Here is a 17,794-nt window from a genome sequence, read left to right as displayed (position 1 = left end):
CACACCCAAGCCCCTGCGTTCCGTACCCCGAAAATCACCCTGTACCTCACTAGTTGTGTACAGCGTGATTTTCGGGGTACGTTTGCGTCCGGCCCGCGTCCGGTCCCCGCCCGCACCCGCGTCCGCCTCTGGCCTACCGCTGACCCCATCCCCGGAACTTCTTCGAGCCCGCCACGAAAGCCTTCGCGGCGAAGCGGGCGCCGCGGGCCGAGGCCGTGTTCTGGGTGGCGATCCGCTCCAACTCTTCAGCGCTGGTGGCCTCGACCGGTTCGATCCGGTCCAGATCCTCAGTACCCTCGGCGGCGTCGGCAGGTGCAGCACCCTCGGCCGGCACCGGACACGAAGCCGGGAAATCTTGCGGAAACTCCCCGAGCTTCTCGTGCGCCTGTTGAATCAGCTGAGCGGCAAACTCCTTGCGCGCCTTGGTGGTCTCCATGACCGAGCTACCCGAGCGAATCAGCTGCTCACCCGACTTCACCAGCAGAAACATCTGCGGGTTGCGCGCGCCGATCTGCGCCACGGCGGCGATGGCATTCAGCGGAGAAACACCCTTCTCACCCTCCTCGCGGGCGATGGGCTGGTCCAGGGTTCCCAACAGGGCATGGATGTCGCCGCCCAAGATCTCCGTGGCGGCGGCGTCCGCAGATGCAGGGGCGCGGCCGTGAAGCAGCGCCAGGGCGTGCAGGTAGGCCTTGATGCTCTGCGACGACCCCACATGCGCGGCCGTGCTCACACCCTCCGCCGTCTTCTGCGTGTAATTAGAAATATTCTGGACGACGCCCGCCTGGCTCGCCGCCCGCGTCAGGTTGGCCACGCGAGAGTTGCGGGTGGCGGCGTTGAACGCGCCCGGGATCATGTGGTTGATGCCGGTCTCCGCGCCGCCCACGAGCACGAAATCGCGGCTGAACTTCTGGTCGATCCGCTGTGCGATCTGCGCCGGAGACTCCGCGGGAAAACGCTGGCGCAACGCCCTCACGCGGCGAACGGCCAGGGGCTCCTGCGCCTGCTCATGACTCTCGTCGGAGCCGGGGTTGGGGCGCTGTGCTGGGACGGTGCGGTCTTGATCGGTCATGGCTTTATTTTATCGGCGGGGGCGCCGGGGTGGCAGGGGAGAGCGCCGCGCGTAGATTGCCCCTTTATGCCCCGAAACATACAGGACGCCGGCGGCAGGAGGGCACGCACCCACCCGCCACCGGCGTCCTGTTAGGTTTTTGCTTCTACTTCGCGAACTTCAGCAGCTCGGGAGCGATGCCGATGTAGGTAGCCGGAGTCAGCTCCTTGAGGCGCTTCTCGGCGTCCTCAGACAGGCCCAGCTCGGCGACGAATTCCTTCAGACGTGCGGCGTCCACGCGGTGACCACGGGTCAGCTCCTTCAGACGCTCGTAGGGGTCTTCCATGCCTTCCACACCGGCGATGGCCTCGGCGCGCATGACCATCTGGATCGCCTCGGCCAGCACCTCCCAGTTGTTGTCGAGGTCTTCGGCGATGACGTCCTCGGCGACGTCCAGGCGAGCCAGGCCCTTGGCGACGTTCGAGATCGCCAGGATCGAGTGACCGAAGGCCACGCCGATGTTGCGCTGGGAGGACGAATCGGTCAGGTCACGCTGCCAACGCGACTGAATCAGGGTTGAGCCCAGGGTGTTCAGCAGCGCGTTGGAGATCTCCAGGTTCGCCTCGGCGTTCTCGAAGCGGATCGGGTTGACCTTGTGCGGCATAGTCGAGGAACCGGTCGCGCCCGCCACTGGGATCTGGCGGAAGAAGCGGATCGAGATGTAGTTCCAGATGTCGGTGCAGAGGTTGTGCAGTACCTGGTTGAAGTGCGCGATCGAGGAGTAGAGCTCCGCCTGCCAGTCGTGGTTTTCGATCTGGGTGGTCAGCGGGTTCCAGTCCAGCCCCAGGCCGGTCACGAACTCCTCGGAGACCTTCAGCCAGTCGGCGCCGGGCACGGCGGCGAAGTGGGCGGAGAAGGTGCCGGTTGCACCGTTGATCTTGCCGAGGAACTCGGCGTTCTCCACTGCCTTGACCTGGCGGCCCAGGCGGTAGGCGAAGACGGCGAGTTCCTTGCCGAGGGTGGTGGGGGTGGCGGGCTGGCCGTGGGTGCGCGAGAGCATCGGGGTGTCGCGGGCGGCCTCGGCCATGGTGTTCAGCTGCGCGACGAGGTCGCGGGCGGCGGGCAACCACACGTTGGTCACGGCGTCTTTGATGCCCAGCGCGTAGGAGAGGTTGTTGATGTCTTCGGAGGTGCAACCGAAATGCACTAGCGGCTTCAGGTGCGCCAGACCCAGCTTTTCGAGGCGGCGGCCGATGAAGTACTCCACTGCCTTCACGTCGTGCACGGTCACGGCTTCGATCTCAGCCAACTCGGCGGCGGATTCTTCGGTGAACTCGGTGACGATGTCGCGCAGACCGGACTTCTGCTCGTCGCTCAGCGGTTCGAGACCGGGCAGAACCTTGTTATCGCAGAGGTAGATGAACCATTCGACCTCCACGTGCACGCGGTCGCGGTTGAGCGCGGCTTCCGAGAGGTAGTCGACGAGCGGCTCGGTGGCCGCTTTGTAGCGTCCGTCGAGGGGGCCGAGGGCCAGGTGGGCGCCGGCAAGCGAGTGGCGGCCGTTGGGCAAGGTGGTGCAGTTTTCACGATGAGACATGCCTCTATTTTTGCACGTCTTGGCAGGACGCGCCCGGCGGGTTCGTCGGTTGCGTGCGGTTGGGTGCGTCTCCGCACGGGGCCGCGGTTCGGGAACCTGGTAGGTGTGGTGGGTCGGGGAGGGGGGGGGCACCGGGTGACGTGGCGGCCCCCTCGCTCGGTGTGGATAGTGCCCGAGACCGTCATTTTTGCCCGAGGTTATCCACAATTTTCGGTTTTCGCACCCGTGCAGACCCCTAATCCGCCTAGCCTGAAACCACCTTTGCACACCCATCACCTAGCGCTATCTATCGACCCCCGAGGAGTGATCCGTGAGTCTGACCCTGTTCGATCTGACCTCATTCGCCGCCTCCCAGGGATTAGGCAGCGCCCTCAGTGGGCCGGTCGCCGCTCGGTTTCTGGAGTTGGCGCAGGCCGTGCGCGGCTTCGCGACGGAGACCGCCGCCGAGCTCCGTGCCCTGCAGGAGCGCAGCGCTGAGTGCTCGCGGGCCCTGCGTGGCTGCCGCGACGAGCACTGGCAGGGCGCGGCAGCGAGCGCCTATGAGCATCAATTAGAAATCGCCGAACACCGACAGAGCGCGGTGACCGACGGTTTCACCGAGGCCGCGGTGCTGGTCACCTCCGCCGGGGAGGCGCTCGCCGCTGAGATCGAACAGCGGGCAGCCTCCGTTGCGGCCGCAGGTTCCGCGGTGGATCGGGCCGTCAGCACGCTGGCGCATGCCGACCTCGCAGACCTGACTGAGGTTCTTCAGGATTCGGCGGTCAGGGTCGCTCAAAACCAACTCTTGGCGCTCGCCGACGATTCGCAGTTGCAGGCGTTGGCCGATCAACTCGGTGCCGGGGTTCTGTCATGAGCCCCGTCCAGACCTTTGTGCCGGGAGAGGCCATGGGCGGAGGCCGTCTGTCCGTAGACACTCTCTCGCTGACGACTTTCGCCGCGGCTTTGACCGAGGCCGGCAATAGCAACGCCGCCCTCGCCGCGGAGACCGCGCCCCTCGCCACCCTCGTCGCGGTGGTGCTCGGGCTGGATCCCACGGGAAGTGGTGCACAGGCCGCCACGTTATTGGGTGAGCTCGCTGTGGAATGCGGTGAAAGTTCGCTGATCCAACAGGGCTTAGGGCGCGGGGTGGGGGCCGCCGCGCTGGCCTACGACGAAGCCGAGCAGATCGCGAACCGATGGTTGAACTATGTGTCCATCGCGGCCCCCGAATACCTCTACGATGCCGCCGAGATCGCCTCACCCGAGGGCGCCGGCCCGTTGGCCGAAACCGATAGCGCGAAGACCACCGCCTCCTCCTACCTGGCGGCGCGGTTGCTCTTTGGCGCCGCGACCTATCTCGATGTCAAGCTCAACGGCGAAGAATTTGCCCGGCAGCGGGCGGCCTCCCGCGCCGACGCAATGGGAGTGGGGAACTCGCTACGGGAATGGTCCGGAATCGGACTGCACGGGTTCGCCGGCGCGCACGGGATCAACCGGCCGTTGGCTACCGATAGCGTTCGCGTGCATGACCTCAGTGCCGAGAGGGGCGCCGAGAATCCCGCAGCTCGACAACGCGCAGAACGAGCGGGCCAGTTGGTGGTTCCCGAAAGCGCCGCGGATTTCGCTTTCAACCTGGACGTCATCGGTCAGATGGAGAGCAACCTCGACGACGAACACGTGCTCGAAGGCCAGTGGCAAGAGAGGGACGGCGTGTACTTCCAGAGGGTCACGGACGACTCGGGCGCGGTGGTCGCGGTGTTCGCCTATCTGCCCGGCACCGACGTCGATCACCCCACCTCGCACATGGGTTCTGTAGCCTCGTGGTCTTCGGCGGCGGCCGCCACCGCGGCAGACCCGGATGACTCCCTCGAAGACTCCACGGCTCAGCTCCAGCTTGTGGACGCCGGGCTCGACGAGTTGGGTCTGGCCGGTTCGGTGCCGGTCTACATCGGAGGATTCAGCCAGGGTGGCATGACGGCAGCGGCCGCCGGGAACAACAAGCGTTTCCGGGCCAAGCACAACGTGCAGGGGCTCTATATTCAGGGCGCGCCCGTCTACGATGACCCGCTACCGACAGATATCCCGGTGACCGTGGTGCGGGACCGCAATGATCCGGTGCCCCGGTTGCAGGGCAGGAGTCACGAGAAGCTATGGGCGAAGAACGTGTCGGTGATCGATACCGACTATGTTGCCGCCTCGCGAGGACCTTCCCTTGCCACATCGGCGGGTGCCTCGACGCCGGCCACAGCCGAACCGAAGCCGGGCGTCCCGCAGGGTGTGCGCGGCACACATGGTTCCCGTGAGTATGCCGCCGCGCTTGCGCAGCATGGAGAGAAACCGATGAGTTACCTGGCGCCGGTGGCTGAAGACACCGTGTCTCTGAAGAGTTCGGTGACGGCTGCAGACGGTTCGACCTGGTCCCCGGAGGCTCAGCAGGCCGAGGCCATCGTGTACACCGCCGGCAGCACCGTCTCCGCAGGGTATTCCATCGTGGAAACACTCGGCGACCACAGCAAAGACCCGCGCCTACAGGCCCTGCCGGAGATCCCGGAAGAATTCCAGTTCACCGCGGCCCATTACGAGGAGCACCTCGGCCCCGTTCTGCGGGAGCATCCGCACGCCACACAGGCCACCGCCTCCGCGATCACCCTCATCACAGGTACCCAATTGCCGCTGGCCGAGCATTACAACCGACGCTTTGAAGAGACCGCGGCGCGATACGAGTACATCCCACCCGCCCCAGCCACGGGATAGACCCCGGCAGGCGGAGACTCAACGGGCGGCAACCAGCTCCTCCCAGTGGGTCGTGCCACGCGGGGAAAGCAGCTCCCGCTTCATCTCCCAGAGCGGACGCCGGGCGAAACCTGCTCGCCCCAAGCCCACTGTGCCTTCGCCCAGCTTCTGCTCTATCGCGGCGATGGTCGTGGCGATCTGCCGCTTCTCGTGGGGATATTGGAAAAGATCAAAGGCCGTGGCGCTATCAGCCGGGGTGAGGTCGGTCAGGAGCATACCTGCCCGGGCATACCGCGGGCCGTCGAAGGCCGCGTGCTCCAGCAGTTTCAACCCGGCCTTCGTCAACACCACCGGGTCTGCGGTGGGAGCCTGCAACCTGACCTGCACCGCCGGAAACACCAGATCTGCCCCGTAATAGCTGGTGGCGCAGAAAGCGGAGAGGTGCTTGGCGTGCTGGCTGTCGCGCACCAGGCGCTTGGCGGCTCGCTGCGCGTACACGCTCATGACCTGCGCCATCTCTTCGCGATCGACAATCGGGGTAGAGAACGAACGCGAATAGATGAGCTGATCCTTGAACTTTCGTTCTTCCTCCAGGGGGATGCATGAGATCCCGCGCAGCTCTAGCACGGTGCGCATCAACACCACCGAGAACCGCTTGCGGATCATCGGGATATCGGCCTCGGTGAGATCAGCGATCGTCAAGATGCCCATCCCCGCCAGTTTCTTGCGGGTGCGGGACGCCACGCCCCAGACTTCGTCCACCGGCAAGGCCTGGCACAGGGCGCTCCGCCTGGCCTGCGGTAACCGGTCCCACACACAGACCCCGCGCAATACGGGGACTTTCTTGGCGGTTTTATTCGCTAGCTTCGCCAGGGTTTTGGAACGGGCAACCCCCACGCACACTGGCACCCCGATGCGGCGGGCGAGATCGTCTTTGATGGCCCGGGCAATGTGCACGGCCTCGGCGGGAGAGACCGGGATCGTCAGGAACGCCTCGTCGATGCTGTACTGCTCGAAACCGTGGGCATATTCGCGTAGCACCGCCATGACGCGGGAGCTGATGTCCCCATACAACTCATAGTTAGAACTGCGCGCCACCACGCCCCGCGCCAGGGCCTGATCCCGCACCTTGAACCACGGGTCGCCCAGACGGTAACCCATCGCCTTGGCCTCGGCAGAGAGCGCTACCAGGCAACCGTCGTTATTCGACAACACCACCACCGGCCGGTTCTTCAGCGAGGGGTCGAGGATGCGTTCGCACGAGGCGTAACAGGAGTTGATATCGGTGTGGAAGTACAACAGCGGCTGCTTCGCATCGTTTTCGGTTGAGCGGCGCTTCCACGCGGGCGGGGCGGGGAACGCGAAGGGATCGTGAAAACTGTCGGCGGTCAGAAACTCAAGCGACACGGTGCAAGCACCTCGTAACCACCCCGAAGATTTCGAAGTCGGAGTGCTCGAAGATGGGAATAGGCGGGTAGCGGTGGTTTTCGGGCACCAACCACCCCGCGCCCTGGGAGTCGATACTGAGACGTTTCACGGTGAACTCACCGTCGAGGGAGGCCACGATGATGGAACCGTCGTGGGCTATCAACGAGCGGTCGACGATAATTTCGTCACCGTCGCAGATGCCTGCGTTGATCATGGAGTCACCATAGACGCGCAGGATGAACGTGGCAGCGCGGTCGTGGATTAACACCTCGTTGAGGTCTAACGAGGTAGCTGAATAGTCCTGCGCAGGGGAGGGAAATCCTGCCGGAACTCCAACCTCGGAGCTGGGGTACACCGCTGGCACTGTTCCCTCCAGCGGTGCGATGAGTAGAACTTGCATGCCTTAACAGTAGAACACGCGTTCTAGAAAATGTATTATTTTTAGAAAATATATTCGAAAAAATCAGAGAGCGGTCCGCTTCTTCCGTGTCTTCGGGCCGCGCACTAAGGTAGGAGACATGACAGCTAGCACCGACACCCCTCAGCCCCGTCCGGTCTTCTCCACGCTTCCGAAATACGCCGCGGGAAAGCCCCCGGTGCCGGTTGCGGGGCTGACCCAGTACAAACTTTCCTCGAACGAGAACCCCTGGGGCCCCGTCCCCGAGGTGTCGCGGGTGTTGGCCGACTTCGACCGCGTCCACCGTTATCCCGATCCGCTGTCCACGCGTCTTCGCGAAGCCCTGGCGCGGCACCTGCACGTATCCGTCGAAGATATCGTCACCGGAGCCGGTAGCCTCGGGGCCCTCACGCAGATTCTTGCTACGTTCGCCGGTGCCAATGCCGACGGTTCGCAAGACGAAGTCGTCTACGCCTGGCGGTCCTTCGAGGCGTACCCCATCTGCGTGGGGCTGGCCGGGGCGAAGAGCGTGCAGGTGCCCAACCGCGCCGACGGTGCGCACGACTTCGAGGCCATGGCCGCAGCGATCACCGACCGCACCCGCGTGGTGCTGGTCTGTAGTCCCAACAACCCCACCGGCCCGGCCGTCACCGAGTCGCAGATGCGCCGGTTCATGGCTCAGGTGCCCGAGCACGTGGTGGTCGTACTCGATGAGGCCTATTTCGAGTTCTGCCTCGCCTCCGAGACCCCGGCCGGGGAGGAACCCCCGGTCAACGGGTTGAACCTCTACCCCGACTACCCCAACCTCGTGGTGTTACGTACCTTCTCCAAGGCGCAGGGGCTGGCCGGTCTGCGCGTGGGGTACTCGATCTCCCACCCCGAGCTGACCCAGTACCTGCGGGTGGCGGCAACACCGTTCGCCGTGACGTCCTTAGCGGAGGACGCCGCCATCGCCTCCCTGGAGCACCACGAGACGGTCATGGAGCGGGTGAAACACCTGGTGGCCGAGCGCTCCCGGGTAGTCGACGGGCTCCACGATCTGGGGTGGTGGGTCCCCGAGACCCGCGCCAATTTCGTCTGGCTGGCCCTGGGGGAGCACACCCAAGCCTTCGCCGAGCTCGCCGAGCAGCACGCGCTGGCGGTGCGAGCCTTCGGGAACGAGGGGGTGCGCGTGAGCATCGGCGAAGACGAAGCAAACAGTCGATTTTTGCAGGTCTGCGCGGAGTTTCACCATGCCCCGCGAACACCCGGCCGTAGTTAGCCTCCGGCGGATAGCGGTACAGTAAAGAGGAGGCGCCGGTGACTATCCGTTCGAAGAACCTTTGAAAAATTAGGTATATTTTTTCAACGATAGCGCCTCAGCGCGACGACTTGGCACGGAGAATAGCTTGACCACATCTAACGCATCGAACCACAACCCTTACAGTATTCCCCCGCAGCTGCAGCTGATGGATACCTCCGGGCAGATCTGCACTGACGAGAAATTCAGTCCCTACGTAGCAGACATCGACGCCGAGAAACTCAAAGAGCTCTATCGCCTGATGTATGAGACCCGTCGGTTCGACGACGAAGCCACCGCCCTGCAGCGCCAGGGTCAAATGGCACTGTGGGCCCCGTCGCGCGGGCAAGAGGCGGCCCAGGTGGGCTCCGCGCTGGGGTACGCTCCCAATGACTACATCTTCCCCAGTTATCGCGAACACGCTCTGGCGCACGCCCGTGGAGTGGATTTCCGCGACCTCATTCGTATCTTCCGCGGCGTAGATACCTGCGGTTGGGATCCGAAGAAGCACAACTTCCACCTCTACACCCTGGTGCTCGCCGCCCAAGTACCGCACGCCGTCGGATACGCCATGGGGCTTACCTTCGACCGCGAGATCGAAGAGAAAACCGGTGTTCCTCAGACGGGGCAGGGACAGGCGACCGTGCCCGACGCCGACGACGTTCCCCCGGCCGTAGCGGTCTATTTCGGCGACGGATCCTCCACCGAGGGTGAGGTACACGAGTCGATGGTCTTCGCCGCCTCCTACAACGCCCCGGTACTCTTCTTCATTCAAAACAACCAGTGGGCCATCTCCGTGCCGTTCAAGACCCAGTCGCGCGTGCCCCTGGCCACCCGTGCTGCGGCCTATGGTTTCGAGGGGTTACGCGTCGACGGCAACGACGTGCTGGCGGTCGCCGCGGCCACCCGCTACGCCATGGAAAAGATCCGCGCTGGCGAAGGCCCGGTTCTCATCGAGGCCGAGACCTACCGTCTTGGCGCCCACACCACCGCCGACGATCCCACCAAGTACCGCACCGATGAAGAACTCGACGAGGCGGGCAAGCTTGACCCCATCGTCCGGCTAGAGAAACACCTGCGCGATACCGGCGCGGCAGATGACGCCTTCTTCGCCGAGGTGGCCGCCGGCGCCGACGAGTTGGCAGCCGGCGTCCGCGAATCGGTGCTGGCCTCCACCGCCGAGGAGCTCGAAACCTACATGAACCACGCATACGCCGAACCACACGCTCAGCTCGAGGCGGACCGCGCCTTCTACCGCGAATACCAGGCCGGCTTCGAGGACGGAGAATAACCCATGACCGTAGAGAATCTTCCCCTCTCCAAAGCCATCACTCGCGCCCTGCGCTACGAGATGACCGCCAACGAGAAAGTCGTGATCCTCGGTGAGGACGTCGGCAAACTCGGCGGCGTGTTCCGCGTGACCGACGGTCTGCACGCCGACTTCGGCCCCCGCCGCGTCATGGACAGCCCGCTGGGAGAAGCCGGAATCATCGGCACCTCGATCGGCATGGCCCTGCGCGGTTACCGGCCCGTTCCCGAGATCCAGTTCGATGGCTTCGTCTTCCCCGCCTTCAGCCAGATCACCTCTCAGCTCTCCCGCATCCACTGGCGCTCCAACGGTGCGTACCAGGTGCCCGTAACCATCCGCCTGCCCTACGGCGGAGCGGTGGGATCGGTGGAACACCACTCCGAATCGCCCGAGGTCTACTTCGCGCACACCCCCGGTCTGCGCGTGGTGACCCCGGCCTCTTCCCACGATGCCTACTGGATGCTACGCAAGTCCATCGAACACCCCGACCCGGTGATCTTCCTCGAGCCCAAGCGCCGATACTGGCTCAAAGGAGAGGTCGACTTCTCCGACGAAGACTACAACCCGTTCCAGGCGGCCGTCTTGCGCGAAGGGTCCGACCTCACGCTGGTGACCTTCGGCCCGCTGGTGCCCGTGGCGCTCGCCGCCGCCGAGGCCGCCGCCGAAGACGGTCACGATGTCGAGGTGATTGACCTGCGTTCGATCTCCCCGCTGGATATCGACACCATCGCTGAGTCGGTGCAGAAGACCGGCCGCCTCGTCGTCGCCCAAGAGGCCACCCAGTTCGTCTCGGTCGCCTCCGAGATTTCAGCGGCGATCACCGAACGGTGTTTCTACTCGCTGGAGGCCCCGGTGCTACGCGTCGGCGGTTTTCACATGCCCTATCCCGTCCCGCGCGCCGAAGAGGATTACGTGCCGGGCATCGACCGTATTCTTGAGGCCGTCGACCGTTCGTTCGCCTACTAAACGCGGGCGCCAAGTAGCAAGGAATTCACGAACATGGCAGAAATTTTTGAGCTCCCCGACGTGGGCGAGGGCCTGACCGAGGCCGACATCCTCTCGTGGAAGATCACCGAGGGGCAGACCGTGGCGGTCAACGACGTGATCGTGGAGATCGAGACCGCGAAGTCGGTCGTCGAGCTGTCTTCCCCCTACGCCGGAACCGTCGAGAAGATCCATGTGGCCGAGGGTGAGACCGTTGAGGTCGGCGCCGCGCTGATCACCGTGGGCGGCGGCACCGGTGAAGAGTCAGGCCAGGATGCCCCCGCGGCGGCCGGTCAGTCAGATTCGGCTTCCGGCGGTGCACCAGGCGCCTCCGAACGGGCCTCCGGTGAACAGGGGTCTGAACAGAAGGCGCTGGTAGGTTCGGGCCCGCGGCCAGACCCCGTCAAGCGTCGTCCTCGTAAGCGTCCGGCCGCCGTTCCGCAGCGCCCGGAGCCGGCCCCCGTGCCGCACCATACCGCGCCGGTGCAGCAGAGCGCCGAACAGACCGAGCGCAAGTTGCTGCGTGGCGGGCTCAACAACCCCCTGGGCAACCTCACCGAGCGTGCCTCGGCGCTGATCGAGGGCGGGCTGCGCCGATTGCCCGGTACGGAGAAAGACCCGGTGGCAGACGGCCCGGTCGCCTCCATTCCGCGCCGCGTGGCGCTGGCGAAGCCTCCGGTGCGGAAGGCCGCTCAAGACATGGGTATCGACCTGGCGGATGTGCAGGCCACCGGCGAACACGGCCAGGTCACCAAACGCGACCTGCTCAGCTACGCCGCCCACGTGCGGGAGTCTCAGGACGAACAACCGGTGCAGTCCAATTCCTTCTGGATTCCGAAGGGAGCCGGGGGAGACCGCCTGGAGCGCATCAAGGTGCGCGGGGTGCGCAAGGCGACCGCACAGGCGATGGTGAACTCGGCGTTCACCGCCCCGCACGTCTCGATCTTCGTTGATGTGGACGCCACGCGCACCATGGAGTTCGTCAAGCGGTTGAAGAAGTCGCGCCACTTCGAAGGCGTGAAGGTCACCCCGTTGCTGATCCTGGCCAAGGCCGTGATCTGGGCGACCGCGCGCAACCCGCAGGTCAACGCCACCTGGACCGACCAGGAGATCCTGATCAAGCACTTCATGAATCTCGGCATCGCGGCGGCGACCCCGCGCGGTCTGATGGTTCCCAACATCAAGGACGCCCAAGACCTCTCCCTCCTGGAACTGGCGGAGGCCCTGAACGAGCTGACGACGCGTGCCCGCGAGGGTAAGACCCAGCCCGCGGAGATGAGCCAGGGCACTATGACCATCACCAATATCGGCGCCCTGGGCATCGATACGGGAACCCCGATCATCAACCCCGGTGAGGTGGCCATCGTTGCCTTCGGCACGATCAAGCAGAAGCCCTGGGTCGTTGACGGTGAGGTGATCCCGCGCTGGGTGACCACCCTCGGCGGTTCGTTCGATCACCGCGTGGTCGATGGCGACCTCTCGGCGCGGTTCATGGCGGACGTCGCAGCCGTCCTCGAAGAGCCCGCCCTGTTGCTGGACGAGTAACCTCGCCCGACACAAGGTAACCGCACCCTTAAACCTCTATGCCCGCCCACTGGATTCAGTGGGCGGGCATAAAGACGTGGCCCCAGTAAAAACTGAGGCCACGAGGTACGTCTAAGGCATAAATCCCTTGCATGCTACTCCGTCAACTATCTCCCCCAAGAAGTTGACCGAGCAGTGAAACTCCGAAGAGCCTCTCTGCAGGGGAATTGGCTAGATACCTTATCGCTGAGAGAGTTAGGTTTTGGCTCCGTCCCCCAACATCACCAAAACCGATTATCCGAGTCCCCCGACTCGTCATCTCTCAACTTATTACTAAGTATCCCAAAATAGTTGAACAATGTATGTCCCTAAAGGGGTTTACAATTCATGCAGGAATGGCCTACAAGAGGCACAGTTCCGAGGTTATAAGCCCTAGAAACGCTCGATCGCGCCGGTGCCCTGAGCGATTTCGATAGCCGAGGGCTCGTCTTCTTCGCAGTTGCCGTCGTGCACCAACATCACGGCGATCGGGTCGTCTTTCGGGAAGGCGCGGATCGTGATGGTACCGCCGGTCGCCGAATCCAAGAGATCCACCGCGCAGGTGGTCAGCGAACGCACCACCGCCGAGGGCAGGGGCTCGCCGCGCTCGTCCAAAATATCCACCTTGGCCCCGCGATGGCGGGCGGCGAAAGTAGCCTGCAGAATCTCCTGGTTGACCACGTGGCGACCGCGAATGGTGTCGCGCAGCTGCGCCTCGGTGAAGCGGAAATCGTCGATCTCCGCGCGGGTGACCGGCGAGGGGTTGTAGGCGATGCGGTGCAGCATATCTTCGGTCAGGCTACGCACCTCCGCCACACGCTGAGCGGCCACCGACGAGACACCGTGTTCTTGCTCCTGGCCGAGCTCGGCGTTCTGAAGCAGCACGCGAGACTGCCGGGCCTTGTGCAACGACTGATCGATCTGCCGTTTGAAGATGTGGTTGGCGGCCAAGATAGCGGCGGGGATCAAAAAGATCGCCAGGATCGTCATGCGCGGGGTGTAAATATCCAGGTGCCACTTGAGCATCAGCAGAGTGGAAATCACGAACAGCACCCATGCCGAGACGAAGTGGTTGCGCTGAATCATCACGCTACAGACCATCACCACGATGGTCAGCGGCATCGCCAGCGTGGCGGGCGTGAGGTTGTGCGGAACCACCCCCAACATGATCTGCACGTTCAGCAGGGTCACCAGGATGACGGCGGGCACCAACATGGCGGGCATATTCAGCGACCCCGAGGGGAAGAACACCATGATGAAGCTGAGAAAGATGTATGCCAGCAGGGGAATCCAGGTTCCCGGAGTCGGCGTGGCCACGGTGTTATACCAGACCAGAAGCTCGATACCGGCCACGATGAAGAACGCCGCCAGGCTCAGGCGGAAGAACGGCGTGACGAAATATTGATCGGGCATTATTTCTCACCCGGCCACTGCACCACGACCACGGTGCCGCGGTCGGGGGCTGACTTGATGGTGACCTTGCCACCGGCTTCTTCCATCGAGCGGATCATCGAAACGCGCACGCCCATACGCCGCAGGTCGAGGTTCTTCATATCGAAACCGGCCCCGCGGTCGGAGACGGTACAGAAGATGTAAGGACGAGCCTCGTCAGACCTCGAGGAATTGGCAGCCCGGCGCATCTCGGTGCGCACACTGATCTGCGTGGTGCGGGTTCCGGAGTGCCTCGCCGAGTTAGAAACCGCCTCGGTGACCGCGTGGGTGAACGCGCGGGCAGCGGCATGCGGGATCTCGGAATCGGGGTCGGCCTTGGGGAGGTTCGAACCACCGTCCTCAACGAAGCGCAGGCGCGAATTCCACGGGGCCACGCCCACGGCAATCTGTTCGGTCAGCGACTGGAAGGTCGAGATGCCTTCGGGGGAGACGCGGTTGGTTTCGTCCTCGATCACGGTGATGGCACGACGAGCCAGCGCGCGCGTGCGGTCGGCGATGGGGCCCTCGACGCGGCTGGCGTCCAACAGCGCGGCCATCACGTTGTCGTGGACCAGCTTGTCGAATTCCTGTAGCGAGACCGACTTGTCTTTAGAACGGTTGAACTGCAACTGGGCGCTGAGCGTCTCGGTGTACAGCACGTCGGAGTTGTCAGCGTAGTAGCGGGCCACGCTGAAGAGGAAGGTGAGCATGATCGAGAAGATCAGCAACAACAAGACGTGCGGGATAACCTCGTCGAAATAGAACTTGATGCCGGTTTTCGCCGAGGCGCCAAAGATGCTGATGAGCAGGGCCAAGGGGAACCCGATAATGTGCCCCACTGCTTGGGAGACCGTGCCCAGGGTGAGCGGGGTGAGCAGGCCGTAGAGACCGAAATAGGTGCACCAGGGGATCACCGAGATGCCCCCGACCTGCGCCGCGAACGGGTAGGTCAGGTAGGCGGCGTAGGCGATGATGATCGCCGGGGTCACCACTACCGGGTTGAACTCGCGCCGAATCCCCTTGTAGATGAGCAGCATGTTCGACCCGACCATGAGCACGGCAAAGAGCAGGTGCCACGAGGCAAAGTTGATGCCCTGCATCGCCATCGCAGCGGCAGACTGAAAGATGATCGCGACCCCGAAGCAGGCGAAAAAGACCTCGAGGGTACAGAGCAACATGAAGCTACTTGGCCCGGCCAACTGCTTGTTAGCAGTGGTCGACCAAGGACCTGGGATCGACCGATGCGGTTTGCGCAGTGATCGCGCAAGGTCCTTGGTCGCACCTGTAGTGTGCTGCAATCTAGGATCCTCTATACCTGGTTATGCGTATGGGACGGGGGACTCCCAACAAAGGAGAGGGGTCTTAGACCTCGTTTTTAGTAATAACGCTCGGCGCTGTTGACGTCTTCCATCGTGTCGACGAGGCCGTCTTCAATCGCGCGGATGCGCAGGTCGATCTTGGTCGGCGCGGGGCGACCAACGCGCGCGTACTTCTCACGGATGCGGTCGATGTTGGTCTTCACAGCCGACTGCTTGATGCCCATGCGGCGGGCCACCTGAACCTGTGCGAAGCCGGACGCGTAGAGGCGCAGGGTCTCCTGCTCACGCGGCGAGAGAGCCGCGCGGGAGAACTCGTGGTCACCATCGATCGCCGCGGCGAGCTCTTTGGTGACGACTGCCTTGCCTTCGGCGATGTTCTTGGCCTCGGCCAGGGCGTGCTCCAGCGGTTCCGACTTGCGCACCAGACCCAGCGCGCCCGACTTGAGGGCTTCGCGGATGAGGGCGGGGTTCTCGCCGATGGAGAAGATCAGAACCTTGGTGCCTGCCTGATGCAACAGGTCAACGTTCTCGGACGGGCGGGAGCGGTCCTGCAGGGAGAGGTCCAGGAGCACGACGTCGCACTCGCGCTTGATCTTACCGAGGTCGGCGGTGGAGGGGTCACGGGGGTTGCGGCCCAACGCAACGAGCAGGTCGTTGACGGTGGGGGAGGCCGCTACCAGTTCTACACCTTCGGAATGCCCGGCGACGGCTCGCAGGCCTTCACGTACGACTTCATGATCATCAACAATGGCGACTTTGGTGTCAGTCATAATTTCCCCCAAGAAATTAGATGTGGTGCGGTAATGAGGTTATCCGGGCCGATGTGCAAGATCGGTCTGGTCTACATAAGAGTCGGTGACAGTTTACCGCGAATTAGTGGATATGAGAGCGGTTTGCCGCGGATGCTTCGCCGCCAACCGCCCCCAGAATGGTGTTTTAAGCCCGCCCGTCTGGGGTGGAAGGAACATTTTAGCAATGCCCCTAACCCTATCTGGCTTGCGATATTTTAAGTGATTTAGCGCAGTTTTCGGTGGTAGCGTGGGCCAAACAGGGCCCCCAAAATACTTCCGATTAAAACCAGCAACACGGTGATCAACGCACCAGGCAGTGCCTGCAGCGGGTTGGGTGTGAGCATGGCCTGAACGGAAAGTTGCGGGGTTCCGGTGGTGTTGCCGGTCAAGCCGAAGAACACGCAGATCGTCGCGATCACGATGGCCAGTACGTGCCACAACCAGACGCCGAAGCCCTGCTTTGCCGGGGCGTATCGGGCCATGCGGGCGGCGGCGTATCCGCCGAAGGCGAAGCTGAGCACAATGAGCGCGGCGGCAATGAGCAACCAAGCCCAAAGCGCTCCCGTGGCGGGTTGCCCGGAACCGATGAGGTCGTGGAAGGCCTGCTGGAAGGTGTCGTACTGGGGCAGGCGGAAGGCAGAGGTCAGCGCCTGCTGCAGGTAACCGCTGAAGGTCATTAGCGAATAGGCGGCTAGCCATCCCAGCAGCGCGGGGAAGAACTGGATGCGAGAGTACTTTTCTTTGGCCGCCGCCGCGCGGTCGTACTCTTCGGTGTGGTAGGGGTCTGCGGGCTGCTGCGCCGCGTAAGGCTGCTGGGCCGCGTAAGGCTGTTGCGCCGGATAGGGCTGCTGGGCCTGGTAGGGGTTGCCCTGGCGGCGCTGGGCGGTGATGCTTTCGGCGGGAATCCCGGACGCCGGGGTCTGGGGCTGTTGCGCTGTCGACGGACGGTAGGAGGATGCGGTGATTTCCTCGCGGCTGTACACCTCGGTCGGGTCGTCCTGGACCGTTGAACCGCGGGAGAACCCGCCGGAGTGGGCGGGACTCATGGGCTCGGTGGGGTCGTCCTGCGCGGAGCCGTGCGGGGAGGAGATGACTCGGGTAGGCCCTTCGTCGTCCCAGGCCGCGCGGTCGGTTCCGGCGGAATCGTGCCAGGGTTCCAGCGGTTCGGTGGGGTCAAGATCCTGATCGTTGCGGCCGTTGTTTTTGCGGTGGAAGCGATCGGAGATGGAAGCCAAGGTATGCCTCTTTCGTAATATTCTCGCGGGGGCGAGGGTGCGAATTAGTTAGTTTAGACCAGTCCCAGCGCCGCGGGGCTGTATTGGCCGTGTACGGGGCGGTGGTCGGGGTCGATCGTTTTGATGACGCGCGCCGGGTTGCCGACGGCGACCGAGTTGGCGGGAACGTCCTTGGTGACTACCGATCCGGCGCCGATCACGCTGTTCGCTCCGATGGTTACGCCGGGTAGGATCATCGCGCCGGCGCCGATCCAAACGTTGTCACCCACGATGATCGGCAGGCCACCCTCCCACTGGGCACGGCGGTCGGTGGGGTTCAGCGGATGGGTCGGCGTCAAGAACTGGACGTTGGAACCCACGAGCACCGCATCGCCGATGGTGATGGGTGCGGGGTCGAGCATCACGCAGTTGAAGTTGAAGAAGCAGTCGGCGCCGATACTGATGTTGATGCCGTAATCGACACGGATGCCCGGGCGCACCTCGGTGTGAGGCCCGATCGCGCCGAAGAGCTGCTCGAGCACCTCGCGGCGGGCAGGGTCGTTGCGGGAATAGAGTTCTTCATAGCGCGCGCAGAGGGTGAGGGCGCGGCGGTAAATCCGCTCGCATTCCTCGTCGGGAATATAGGGTTCACTCGCCGTCATGCGACGGAACATCTCACCGGTGGGCGCGGGCTGTCGGTCGGAATTCATGTTCTCAGT

Annotated in this window: 15 protein-coding genes; 6 read left to right on the top strand and 9 right to left on the bottom strand. The window is 63.8% G+C overall.

Annotation, left to right across the window (positions count from 1 at the left end):
* Positions 1-133 precede the first annotated feature (133 nt).
* Positions 134-1,072, bottom strand: coding sequence for a hypothetical protein (locus VVR12_RS05740; RefSeq protein ID WP_368550210.1), 939 nt, complete (start codon positions 1,070-1,072; stop codon positions 134-136).
* 145 nt (positions 1,073-1,217) lie between these two features.
* On the bottom strand, positions 1,218-2,648 hold the full coding sequence (gene purB / locus VVR12_RS05735; protein ID WP_368550209.1) for an adenylosuccinate lyase: 1,431 nt from the start codon (positions 2,646-2,648) through the stop codon (positions 1,218-1,220).
* Positions 2,649-2,958: 310 nt separating this feature from the next.
* Here purB and VVR12_RS05730 point away from each other — a divergent pair, with 310 nt between their 5' ends.
* Together VVR12_RS05730 and VVR12_RS05725 are read left to right on the top strand one after the other, a co-directional pair.
* The gene (locus VVR12_RS05730; RefSeq protein WP_368550208.1) at positions 2,959-3,501 is read left to right on the top strand and encodes a hypothetical protein; all 543 of its coding nucleotides are present in this window, start codon (positions 2,959-2,961) and stop codon (positions 3,499-3,501) included.
* Positions 3,498-5,381, top strand: coding sequence for a hypothetical protein (locus VVR12_RS05725; protein WP_368550207.1), 1,884 nt, complete (start codon positions 3,498-3,500; stop codon positions 5,379-5,381). Before VVR12_RS05730 ends, VVR12_RS05725 begins: the two co-directional genes overlap by 4 nt.
* 18 nt (positions 5,382-5,399) lie before the next feature.
* Here the strand turns inward: VVR12_RS05725 and VVR12_RS05720 are convergent, their stop codons facing one another.
* Together VVR12_RS05720 and VVR12_RS05715 are read right to left on the bottom strand one after the other, a co-directional pair.
* Positions 5,400-6,767: a Y-family DNA polymerase gene (locus VVR12_RS05720; protein ID WP_368550206.1), complete on the bottom strand. Its 1,368-nt coding sequence runs from the start codon at positions 6,765-6,767 to the stop codon at positions 5,400-5,402.
* Positions 6,757-7,143 (bottom strand): LexA family protein, encoded by a 387-nt coding sequence (locus tag VVR12_RS05715; protein ID WP_368550205.1) that lies wholly within the window; start codon positions 7,141-7,143, stop codon positions 6,757-6,759. The genes VVR12_RS05720 and VVR12_RS05715 overlap by 11 nt, the downstream gene beginning before the upstream one ends.
* 163 nt (positions 7,144-7,306) lie before the next feature.
* Between VVR12_RS05715 and hisC the strand changes: the two genes are divergently transcribed.
* The 4 genes from hisC to VVR12_RS05695 all read left to right on the top strand — a co-directional run bounded on the left by hisC (position 7,307) and on the right by VVR12_RS05695 (position 12,302).
* Entirely contained in the window at positions 7,307-8,446 is a 1,140-nt protein-coding gene (gene hisC, locus VVR12_RS05710; protein WP_368550204.1) for a histidinol-phosphate transaminase, read from the top strand.
* Positions 8,447-8,633: 187 nt separating this feature from the next.
* Entirely contained in the window at positions 8,634-9,755 is a 1,122-nt protein-coding gene (locus VVR12_RS05705; RefSeq protein WP_368550484.1) for a thiamine pyrophosphate-dependent enzyme, read from the top strand.
* Positions 9,756-9,758: 3 nt separating this feature from the next.
* Complete coding sequence (locus tag VVR12_RS05700; protein WP_368550203.1) at positions 9,759-10,739, top strand: alpha-ketoacid dehydrogenase subunit beta; 981 nt, start codon at positions 9,759-9,761, stop codon at positions 10,737-10,739.
* Positions 10,740-10,772: 33 nt separating this feature from the next.
* Positions 10,773-12,302 (top strand): 2-oxo acid dehydrogenase subunit E2, encoded by a 1,530-nt coding sequence (locus tag VVR12_RS05695; RefSeq protein ID WP_368550202.1) that lies wholly within the window; start codon positions 10,773-10,775, stop codon positions 12,300-12,302.
* A 411-nt stretch (positions 12,303-12,713) separates the two neighbouring features.
* Here the strand turns inward: VVR12_RS05695 and VVR12_RS05690 are convergent, their stop codons facing one another.
* From VVR12_RS05690 to VVR12_RS05670, 5 genes are all read right to left on the bottom strand, one after another.
* A complete protein-coding gene (locus tag VVR12_RS05690; RefSeq protein ID WP_368550201.1) occupies positions 12,714-13,733 on the bottom strand; it encodes a hypothetical protein in 1,020 nt (339 codons plus the stop codon).
* A complete protein-coding gene (locus VVR12_RS05685; protein ID WP_368550200.1) occupies positions 13,733-14,929 on the bottom strand; it encodes an ATP-binding protein in 1,197 nt (398 codons plus the stop codon). Before VVR12_RS05685 ends, VVR12_RS05690 begins: the two co-directional genes overlap by 1 nt.
* Positions 14,930-15,126: 197 nt before the next feature.
* Entirely contained in the window at positions 15,127-15,840 is a 714-nt protein-coding gene (locus VVR12_RS05680; RefSeq protein ID WP_368550199.1) for a LuxR C-terminal-related transcriptional regulator, read from the bottom strand.
* 245 nt (positions 15,841-16,085) lie between these two features.
* Positions 16,086-17,096 carry a hypothetical protein gene (locus tag VVR12_RS05675; protein WP_368550198.1) on the bottom strand — a complete coding sequence of 337 codons (1,011 nt, stop codon included), beginning with the start codon at positions 17,094-17,096 and terminating at the stop codon, positions 16,086-16,088.
* A gap of 53 nt (positions 17,097-17,149) precedes the next feature.
* On the bottom strand, positions 17,150-17,785 hold the full coding sequence (locus VVR12_RS05670; protein ID WP_368550197.1) for a sugar O-acetyltransferase: 636 nt from the start codon (positions 17,783-17,785) through the stop codon (positions 17,150-17,152).
* Between the last annotated feature and the right edge of the window lie 9 nt (positions 17,786-17,794).

Origin of the sequence: Rothia sp. LK2588, assembly GCF_040946465.1 — a bacterium.
Classification (GTDB): Bacteria; Actinomycetota; Actinomycetes; order Actinomycetales; family Micrococcaceae; genus Rothia.
This window is presented reverse-complemented; position numbering and strand designations above follow the sequence as displayed.

What these genes read in the sequence shown, in the direction of transcription:
- VVR12_RS05740 (WP_368550210.1), bottom strand. Translation starts at nt 1,072, where the DNA reads ATGACCGATCAAGACCGCACCGTCCCAGCACAGCGCCCCAACCCCGGC.
- purB (WP_368550209.1), bottom strand. Translation starts at nt 2,648, where the DNA reads ATGTCTCATCGTGAAAACTGCACCACCTTGCCCAACGGCCGCCACTCG.
- VVR12_RS05725 (WP_368550207.1), top strand. Translation starts at nt 3,498, where the DNA reads ATGAGCCCCGTCCAGACCTTTGTGCCGGGAGAGGCCATGGGCGGAGGC.
- hisC (WP_368550204.1), top strand. Translation starts at nt 7,307, where the DNA reads ATGACAGCTAGCACCGACACCCCTCAGCCCCGTCCGGTCTTCTCCACG.
- VVR12_RS05705 (WP_368550484.1), top strand. Translation starts at nt 8,634, where the DNA reads ATGGATACCTCCGGGCAGATCTGCACTGACGAGAAATTCAGTCCCTAC.
- VVR12_RS05700 (WP_368550203.1), top strand. Translation starts at nt 9,759, where the DNA reads ATGACCGTAGAGAATCTTCCCCTCTCCAAAGCCATCACTCGCGCCCTG.
- VVR12_RS05695 (WP_368550202.1), top strand. Translation starts at nt 10,773, where the DNA reads ATGGCAGAAATTTTTGAGCTCCCCGACGTGGGCGAGGGCCTGACCGAG.
- VVR12_RS05690 (WP_368550201.1), bottom strand. Translation starts at nt 13,733, where the DNA reads ATGCCCGATCAATATTTCGTCACGCCGTTCTTCCGCCTGAGCCTGGCG.
- VVR12_RS05685 (WP_368550200.1), bottom strand. Translation starts at nt 14,929, where the DNA reads ATGTTGCTCTGTACCCTCGAGGTCTTTTTCGCCTGCTTCGGGGTCGCG.
- VVR12_RS05680 (WP_368550199.1), bottom strand. Translation starts at nt 15,840, where the DNA reads ATGACTGACACCAAAGTCGCCATTGTTGATGATCATGAAGTCGTACGT.
- VVR12_RS05670 (WP_368550197.1), bottom strand. Translation starts at nt 17,785, where the DNA reads ATGAATTCCGACCGACAGCCCGCGCCCACCGGTGAGATGTTCCGTCGC.